Origin of the sequence: Xylophilus sp. (assembly GCA_009914555.1) — a bacterium.
GTDB lineage: Bacteria > Pseudomonadota > Gammaproteobacteria > Burkholderiales > Burkholderiaceae_C > WNDY01.
In genome coordinates this window covers 1-8,627 of record WNDY01000097.1, presented here as the reverse complement: position 1 = coordinate 8,627, position 8,627 = coordinate 1, and the positions used below count along the sequence as shown (strand labels likewise).

The window sequence follows — 8,627 nt, the reverse complement described above, 5'->3', positions numbered from 1 at the left end:
ACGCACGGCGGGCGTGGTGCGGGCGTTCCTGTGCAGGGCGATCAGCATGCTTGGACCTCCGGAGGTGATTGCAGTGACTCTATCAATCCTCGCATCACCGCTCGGGCCATGAAGAGTGGATAGCGATTCTCGCTTATGCAATCATCCGGGATGCGACAGGTAATCAAACTATGCAACTCCCAAGGGATGCCTGTGCGCAACACAAAGATGATGCCGTTGAGCGCCTGCTCATCGCTCAGGCGGGGTCGCCCACCCTTGGCGGACGGCATCACGACCGGCAGCAATGGTGCCAGCTTCTTGTACAGCGCTGCGCTGATTTCCTTGTTTCGTCCCAGGCGCTGTCTAACGCAGTACGCAGCTCGGCCGATGACAAGGTATTGTTAGCTGCTCTTAGTTGACATGGTGGGGTCGTTGGTTCGAGTCCAATCGCGCCTACCAAGATACCGCCCCGGCTCTCTTTTGAGAGCCGGGGCTTTTATCGTTTCTGAACCGTGCCGGGGATATCCGGGGCATTTCTTGCCCACGGCATCTTCCAGCGCCGCCTTCTTGCGGCCGTACTCCCCCTGACCGCGCGCGGCCTCGGCGCACAGCCGGTTCCACCGGACGCGCGGGTGTCTCTCCGGTCTCGGTGCGGAACAGCCGTCCGAACTGACGCGGGCTCGGCATTGAGGATGTTGCCGCGACGCGCGACACTGCCGCCATGACCTCTGCACACCCTCCCGCCATCGACATCGTCTTCGCGCTTTACCCGGGCGTGACCCAGCTCGACTTCACCGGCCCCTGGCAGGTGCTGTCGCGCGTGCCGGGTGCGCGGCTCGTCGCCGCCTCGCCTGGCGGCGTGCCGCTGCCATCCGAAGGGCTGGTCTTTTCCGGACTGGCGCGGCTGGAGGACGTGCGGCGCTGCGACATCGTGCTCGTACCGGGCGGCCCGGGGGCATTGCCGGCGGCCGAGGACCCGGTCTTCGTCGGTGCGGTCCGGCGGCTGGCTGCGCAGGCCCGCTACGTCACGTCGGTCTGTACCGGTTCGCTGGTGCTGGGCGCGGCCGGCCTGCTGCAGGGCCGGCGCGCGACCAGCCACTGGACGGTGCGCGATCTGCTGCCGGCCTTCGGCGCGGTGCCGGACGCCGGCCGCGTCGTGCGCGACGGCCGCGTCATCACCGGCGGGGGCGTGACGGCCGGCATCGACTTCGCCCTGGTGCTCGCGGCCGAACTGGCCGGCGACGAAGTGGCCCAGGCGATCCAGCTCGGCCTGGAATATGCCCCGGCGCCGCCGTTCGACGCCGGCCGGCCCGAGACCGCCCCGCCGCGGGTGCTGGAGCGGGTGCGGCTGGCCACGGCGCAGCTGCAGGCCCAGCGGCGTGCGGCGGTCGCGCGGATCGCCGGTACGTTCCCCATTCAGGGGATGGGACAAGCCTGAAGCGTTTGCAACAATACCGGCCCGGTCGGCCGGCATTCCCCGGGCCCGTGAAGCCCCCGTGGCAGGAAAGGTCCGATGGCGCCCGCCGAATGGCGCGAGCGCACCAGCCGTCGCGTCCAGCAGCCGCGGCGCGACCAAGGGCCTCGACGACGCCTGCGACCGCTTCCATGCGGCGCAGGACAGTCGGCGGTGGCGCCATGTTCTCCAGCGAAGTCCGCATGGTCAGCCAAGCCGAGTTCGATGCCGGCGGCCGCTGCTTCACCCGCCTCAGGCGCCATGGCGCCGCTTACCTGCAGGCATCGTGCAGTTCACCGTGCGCGAGGATGCGGAGCCGGCCATCCAGGGCCTGCTGTGGCAGGCGGTGCGCGACCTGCATGCACCGCATTCGAAGACGGCCAGGGCCGGGGCATTCTGACAGCCTGATGCCAGCCGCTGCACATACCCTGGAGGGGATACTCTTGCAGCGAGCTTCTGCCGCGCGCTGTGACCCTATACTCCGTGCTCTTCCGGGCCACGCCCAGACGGCTCATCGATGCGGCGCGGCGCGGCGAACAGGTAGCCCTGCGCCAGCCGGATGCTGGTGTGCCGGCGCAGATAGTCCAGCTCCTCGGGCGTTTCCACGCCCTCGGCCACGACCTCCATGCCCAGGGCGCCGCAGAGCGACTCGATCGCGCGCAGGATGCCCTGGCTGCGCGGGCGCTCGTGGATGGCGGCGATGAAGGCGCGGTCGATCTTGACCTCGTCGGCCGTGATGTCGGCCAGCGTGGCCAGCGACGAGAAGCCGGTGCCGAAGTCGTCGATCGACACCCGCACGCCCAGCGCGCGCAGCTGCGGCAGCACCTCGGCCTGGAAGCGCCGGGTGGCCAGCAGCGCCTCCTCGGTCAGCTCCAGCACCAGGTAGGGCCCCAGGCCGGCGGCTGCGATCTGCGCGGCCAGGCTGTGCATGAAGTCCACGTCGCCGGCCTGGCGCGCGGCCACGTTGATGCTGATCGGCCGGCCCGCGCCGTGGCGCTGCCACAGCAGCGGCAGCAGCCGCGCGGCCTCGTCGACCATGAAGCGGGTGATCCCGTCGATCAGACCCAGCTCGATGGCCAGGCCCATGAAGCTGCCGGGCAGGCGCACCGAGCCGTCCGGATGCAGCCAGCGCACCAGCGCCTCGAAGCCCACGGTGGCGCCGGTGGCGATCTCCACCTTGGGCTGCAGCGCCACGGCCAGCCGGCGGTCGCGCAGCGCGGCGCGCAGGTGCTGCTCGGCCTCCATGCGGGCGGTCAGCGCCAGGGCCATGCTGCCGTCGAAGTACCGCACGCTGCCCTTGCGGTCGTTCTTGGCGCGGTACATGACGGCGTCGGCGTTGCGGCGCAGCGTCTCGTAGTCGGTGCCGTGCAGCGGGAACACCGCCGCGCCGACCGAGCCGGAGGTCATCAGCTCGTGGCCCTCGATGGCGAAGGGCTGCTGCAGCGCGGCGATCACCCGCTCCACCAGGGGCGGCAGCGCCTCGGGGCCGGAGATCGGGTCGAACAGCAGCACGAACTCGTCGCCGCTGATGCGCGCGAGCGTATCGGTCTCGCGGATGGCGGCCGCCACGCGCGCGGCAACGGCGCGCAGCAGCGCGTCGCCCACCGCGTGGCTGTAGCAGTCGTTGACCTGCTTGAAGTTGTCCAGGTCGATGAAGGCCAGCGCGAACTGGCCGCCGCCCTCGGCATGGCGCTGCAGCGCGGCTTCCACCGTCTGGCGCATCAGCGCGCGGTTGGGCAGGCCGGTGAGCTGGTCGTGAAAGGCGCGGTGGGCCAGGTCCCGCTCGGCCTGTTTGCGTGCGGTGATGTCCAGCGCGCTGGTGAGCATCAGCGATTCGTCGTGGATGCGCACCGGCTTGCGCGCCACGAGCAGCGTGCGGGTGCCGCCGCCGGGGGCCGGGATCTCCATCTCCAGCGCCTCGGCCTCGCCCGACGCCAGCCGGGTGCGGAAGTCGGCCAGCTGCGCCGCGCGTTTCGCGGGTGCGCCGATCACGTCGAGCGAGGGCGCCAGCGCACCCAGCAGCGCATCGGCGGCGCGGCCCGTCAGTTCGGCGGCGGCCTCGTTGGCCAGCGCGATGCGGCCGTGGCCGTCCTGCACCGTCAGCGCCACCGGCAGCGCGGCCACGATCTCCTTGAGCAGCACGGCGCTGCGGCGCGCCGCCTGCTCGCTGGCGCGCAGCTGGCCGGTCAGCTCGCGCAGGCGGCGGCTTTCGGCCGCATGCTGGTGGGCCACGCGGGTGGCCAGCGCATGCGAGACCAGCACCGCGAAGCGCTTGGCCAGGGCCACGTCGCCGCGGTGGAAGCCGGGCTCGTCGGCCCCGCGCAGCAGCACCAGGATGCCGCGGCGGCTGGGCACGCGCACCGGCACGTACAGAGCCGACTGCAGCGGCGACAGCCCGAGCGCCTGCGCGCTGGCCCACTCGGCGATGCCCTCGTGGGTGCGCAGGGCGGCCACGCGGCCGCGCAGGACGCGCTCGAACAGCGGGCCGACCGGCCACTGCGAGCCTTCGAGCGCCGCCGGCTGGGCCACGATGCATTCGAGCGGCACGTGCGGCAGCGTCTGCCCGCTCTCGTCGCGGGCGAGCATGAAGGCGTGGGAGTAGTGGAACAGGCGCGGCAGGACGGCGAAGACGCTGCCGAACGGATTGTCCTGCAGGCCGACGGACAGCAGCGAGCCGAGCGCGTCGAGCAGCTGCTCGGCCTGCATGCTGCGCTGGCGCAGTTCCTCATAGTCGCGCGGCAGCGCCTGCGTGTCCTCAGGCGGCGAAGGCGATGGTGCGGCAGTGGCGGGCGTGGAGGACAGGATGGCGGGTGGTTGCGGGCGCGAGGGCCGCAATGTAGCAGCGCCTCGCGCGCCGGCCAGCGGCCGGGCGGCCGGTCAGGATGTAGGACGGGCGGCCGCCTGCCGCCCCGCGCCGGCGCGCCTTTTCCTCTTCAGCGCACGCGCTGGCCCGGCACGGCGCCCGGCCAGGGCTCCAGCAGGTGGATGCCCGGGTGGGCCTTCTCCTCGGCATGGCTGGCCGCGAGCACCATGCCCTCGCTGACGCCGAACTTCATCTTGCGCGGCGCGAGGTTGGCCACGACGACGGTCAGCTTGCCCGCGAGCTGTTCGGGCCGGTAGGCGCTGGCGATGCCGCTGAACACGTTGCGGTGGCGGCCTTCGCCGACGTCGAGCGTCAGGCGCAGCAGCTTGGTCGAGCCTTCGACGGCCTCGGCGGCGACGATCCGGGCGATGCGCAGGTCGATCTTCGCGAAGTCGTCGATGGTGATGGCCTCGGCGACGGCCTCGCCGCCGGGCAGCGCCGCTTCGACCACGGGCGGTGCCGGGGGCTCGAACAGGTCTTCGAGCTGTTTGGCATCGACGCGCTGGAGCAGGTGCTGGTAGGCGCCGATCGCATGGCCCGCGCCGAGCGACGCCTGGGCGTCGGCAAACGTGAACGGCGCCGGCGCCTTCAGGAAGTCCTCGGCCTGCGCGGCCAGTGCAGGCAGCACCGGCTTGAGGTAGACCGCCAGCACGCGGAAGGCTTCGATGCAGGTGGTGCAGACGTCCTGCAGGCGGGCGTCCCGGCCTTCCTGCTTCGCGAGTTCCCAGGGCTTGTTGGCGTCGACGTATTCGTTGACGCGGTCGGCCAGCTGCATCACCTCGCGCACCGCGCGGGCGGTGTCGCGCTTCTCGTAGGCTTCGGCGATCGCCGGTGCGGGCGCGCGCAGCGCGGCGAGCAGGGAGGCGCCATCGTCCGACGGCGCGCCGAGCCGGCCGCCGAAGCGCTTGGCGATGAAGCCCGCGGCGCGGCTGGCGATGTTGACGAACTTGCCGACCAGGTCGCTGTTGACGCGCGCGAGGAAGTCGTCGGCATTGAAGTCGATGTCCTCGTTCCGGCCGTTGAGCTTGGCCGCAAGGTAGTAGCGCAGCCACTCGGGGTTCATCTTGAGCGACAGGTATTTGAGCGGGTCCAGGCCGGTGCCGCGGCTCTTGCTCATCTTCTCGCCGTTGTTGACGGTGAGGAAGCCGTGGACGAAGACCGCGTCGGGCGTCTTCCTGCCGCTGAACCTGAGCATCGCCGGCCAGAACAGCGTGTGGAAGGTCACGATGTCCTTGCCGATGAAGTGGACCTGCTCCAGCGCCGGGTCGGCGGTGTAGGCGTCGTAATCCTCGCCGCGCGCCTCGAGCAGGTTCTTGAGCGAAGCGAGATAGCCCACGGGCGCGTCGAGCCAGACGTAGAAGTACTTGCCCGGCGCGTCGGGGATCTCGATGCCGAAGTAGGGCGCGTCGCGGCTGATGTCCCAGTCGCCCAGGCCCTCGCTGGTCGTGCCGTCCGGGTTGGTGCGCACGCTGAACCATTCCTTGACCTTGCGCGCGACCTCGGGCTGCACGTGCTTGCCGTTCTGCGTCCAGTCTTCGAGGAACCGCACGCAGCGCTCGTCGGAGAGCTTGAAGAAGAAGTGTTCGGAGCTCCGGAGCACCGGCGTGGCGCCCGACAGGGCCGAGTACGGCGCGATCAGGTCGGTCGGCGCATAGACCGCGCCGCAGACCTCGCAGTTGTCGCCGTACTGGTCCTTCGCATGGCAGCGCGGGCATTCGCCCTTGATGTAGCGGTCGGGCAGGAACATGCCCTTCTCGGGGTCGAAGAACTGCTCGATGGTGCGCGTCTCGATCAGGCCGGCCGTGCGCAGGTCGCGGTAGATCTGCTGCGACAGCACGGTGTTCTCGGCGCTGTCGGTGGAATGCCAGTTGTCGAAGGCGATGTGGAAGCCGTCGAGGTACTGCCTGCGGCCCGCGGCGGTGTCGGCCACGAACTGCTGCGGCGTCTTGCCCGCCTTCTCGGCGGCGATCATGATCGGCGCGCCGTGCGCGTCGTCGGCGCCGACGAAGTTCACCTGCGCGCCCTGCATGCGCTGGTAGCGGACCCAAATGTCGGCCTGGATGTACTCCAGCATGTGGCCGATGTGGAACGGGCCGTTGGCATAGGGCAGGGCGGTGGTGGCGAAGATCTTGCGGGGGGCGTTCATCGGATGGGCGTTCGGAGCCAGTGCAGGGAGCCCGCCATTCTAGGTTGCATGGATCCGGCGGCTGATCAACGAGGGTATGCCTCTGCTGCCTACGGATGGCAGGCGCTAGGGCACAGGCATGGTGGGAGTATCCAGGGCCGGCGGCGTTCCCGGATCGCGCCAGCCGAAGAAGCGCACGATGGCCGCGCGCTGCGACAGCGCGTCGGCGCGGCCGAGCGCGATGAGCTCGCGCGTGTAGCCGGCCTCGAACAGCAGGTAGCTCGCGAAGGCCGCGCCGCTGGCGGCCCGGGGGCCGGAGCTGCGCGCGCCCAGCGTGCCGAGCAGCGCCTGCACCGCGCGCGGCAGCGCGGCCAGGTGGCGCTGGGCAGTGTCGTCGAGCCGCTGCGAGGGCGCGACCACCAGCAGCTCCACCGGCCGCAGCGCACTGGCATGGCGCGCCTGCGGCGGGATCAGCGCGAGCGTCTGGTTGATGCGCTGCGCGCGCTCCACGTCGAGCGCGAGCGCGTCGAGGAAGATGTTGGACAGCGCATGCCCGGCCACCTGCGCGAGCGTGGGATAGGCCGCCGGGCCGTGCGGTGCATGCGGGCGCGGCTCGTGCATGCGGCCGGCGCCGATCACCAGCACGCGCTCGGCGCCGAGATGGATGGCCGGGGCGATCGGCGCGGTCTGGCGCATGGAGCCGTCGCCGAAGTATTCGATGCGCCCGTCCACCGGCAGCGCCCGCGCCGGGAACACGAACGGGATCGCCGAGGAGGCCAGCAGGTGCGCATGCGTGATGCGCGCGCGGGCCGCGTGGCGCTGCGAGCGGGCCCAGGGTGCGAGGCGCGGGCCGGCCTGGAAGAAGGTCACGTGCTCGCCGCTGGTGTAGCTCGATGCGGTGATGGCCAGCGCCTGCAGGTGGCGCCGGCGGATCAGCGGGCGCAGCCTTTGCAGCGGCACGTGCTGCGCGAGCAGTGCTTCCAGCGGCGTGTTGTCGAGCAGCGCGCGCGGCGGCAGCCGGCGCCAGCGGGCCAGCGCCCAGCCGAGCGACAGCAGCGTGAGCCAGCGCGCGCCGCTGCGCAGCGCGCTGGCCGCGTCGGCGCGGTAGACCTGCGCGGCGTGGAAGCCGCGCCACACGGCGGCGATGCGCCGCACCGCGGCGTCGAAGTCGTCCGCGCCGCAGGCCAGCGCCGCCGCGTTGATGGCGCCGGCCGAGGTGCCGGTGATGATCGGCAGCGGGTTGGGCGCGCCCTGCGCGCCGCAGAGGCGGCGCAGGTCGGCGATGGCTTCGAGCACGCCGACCTGGTAGGCCGCGCGCGCGCCGCCGCCGGTGAGCAGCAGGGCAGTGCTGCCGGCGGCGGGCAACGGCTGCTGCTCGGGCGTCACCGCAGCAGCCGGGCCAGCTCCGGCGCGCCGAACAGGCCGATGCCGTGCAGCGTGGCATAGGCCCGCGCCTGGTCGTTGAAGGTGCCGCCGGCGGCGACGTAGATTCCTTCCTGCGCCTCGGCCGCCTCGGTCGCGGCCTGCAGCTCGCGCAGCGGCTCCAGGCCGTGGCTGGCGGCCTTCCAGCGCCGGGCCGAGACCAGCGCGACGCGGCCGCGGCGCTCCAGCCGCAGGTCGGCGCCCGCGCCGCCGAGGCGGCTGACGGCGTAGCCGTCGCGGGCGAAGCCCGCTTCGAGCCCGGCGCAGAAGTCGCGCCAGCCCTGGGCGGACACGGCGGCCAGCGTGCGCTCGACCTGCGCGGCGCTCGGCGCCTTCCATTGCCGCACCGCGGCCACGACGCCGATGGCCGCGATCGGGATCGCGCCGACGGCGCCGAACGGCGCGATGTTGCGGGGCAGCAGCGCGAACACCGCCAGCGCGATCGCGGCGGCCAGCGCCAGGCTGATCCACCAGGGCGAACGCAGCAGGATCGCGAACAGGGAGTTCTCGGCCATCTTGAATTTCACAGGACTTGCCTCGTCTTTCGTCATGCAGGCAGGGACGACGCCCCTGCGCAAAGTCCGCCATTGTGGCGGCTGCGCAGGACACCGGCGGCCACGGCCTAAATGTCGCATCCCGGATGATTGCATAAGCGAGAATCGCTATCCACTCTTCATGGCCCGAGCGGTGATGCGAGGATTGATAGAGTCACTGCAATCACCTCCGGAGGTCCAAGCATGCTGATCGCCCTGCACAGGAACGCCCGCACCACGCCCGCCGTGCGT

General features: G+C 71.5%; 5 protein-coding genes and 1 pseudogene. 1 reads left to right on the top strand and 5 read right to left on the bottom strand.

Going from position 1 to position 8,627, the window contains the following annotated elements; translation table 11 throughout:
• Window positions 1-173: 173 nt before the first annotated feature.
• Window positions 174-317: pseudogene (locus GAK38_RS22655) on the bottom strand (transposase); the annotation flags it as partial.
• A gap of 383 nt (window positions 318-700) precedes the next feature.
• Between GAK38_RS22655 and GAK38_RS22650 the strand changes: the two are divergent.
• Window positions 701-1,417 carry a DJ-1/PfpI family protein gene (locus GAK38_RS22650; RefSeq protein WP_325347166.1) on the top strand — a complete coding sequence of 239 codons (717 nt, stop codon included), beginning with the start codon at window positions 701-703 and terminating at the stop codon, window positions 1,415-1,417.
• Window positions 1,418-1,906: 489 nt separating this feature from the next.
• Here the strand turns inward: GAK38_RS22650 and GAK38_RS22645 are convergent, their stop codons facing one another.
• The 4 genes from GAK38_RS22645 to GAK38_RS22630 form a co-directional block, all read right to left on the bottom strand.
• Entirely contained in the window at window positions 1,907-4,267 is a 2,361-nt protein-coding gene (locus GAK38_RS22645) for a putative bifunctional diguanylate cyclase/phosphodiesterase (protein ID WP_325347165.1), read from the bottom strand.
• A gap of 98 nt (window positions 4,268-4,365) precedes the next feature.
• Window positions 4,366-6,441 carry a methionine--tRNA ligase gene (gene metG / locus GAK38_RS22640; RefSeq protein WP_325347164.1) on the bottom strand — a complete coding sequence of 692 codons (2,076 nt, stop codon included), beginning with the start codon at window positions 6,439-6,441 and terminating at the stop codon, window positions 4,366-4,368.
• Between the two features lie 105 nt (window positions 6,442-6,546).
• Entirely contained in the window at window positions 6,547-7,806 is a 1,260-nt protein-coding gene (locus GAK38_RS22635) for a patatin-like phospholipase family protein (RefSeq protein ID WP_325347163.1), read from the bottom strand.
• Window positions 7,803-8,369: a restriction endonuclease gene (locus GAK38_RS22630; RefSeq protein WP_325347162.1), complete on the bottom strand. Its 567-nt coding sequence runs from the start codon at window positions 8,367-8,369 to the stop codon at window positions 7,803-7,805. The genes GAK38_RS22635 and GAK38_RS22630 overlap by 4 nt, the downstream gene beginning before the upstream one ends.
• Between the last annotated feature and the right edge of the window lie 258 nt (window positions 8,370-8,627).

Excerpts from the sequence above, each read along its gene's own strand:
- GAK38_RS22650 (WP_325347166.1), top strand. The coding sequence starts at position 701 with ATGACCTCTGCACACCCTCCCGCCATCGACATCGTCTTCGCGCTTTAC.
- metG (WP_325347164.1), bottom strand. The coding sequence starts at position 6,441 with ATGAACGCCCCCCGCAAGATCTTCGCCACCACCGCCCTGCCCTATGCC.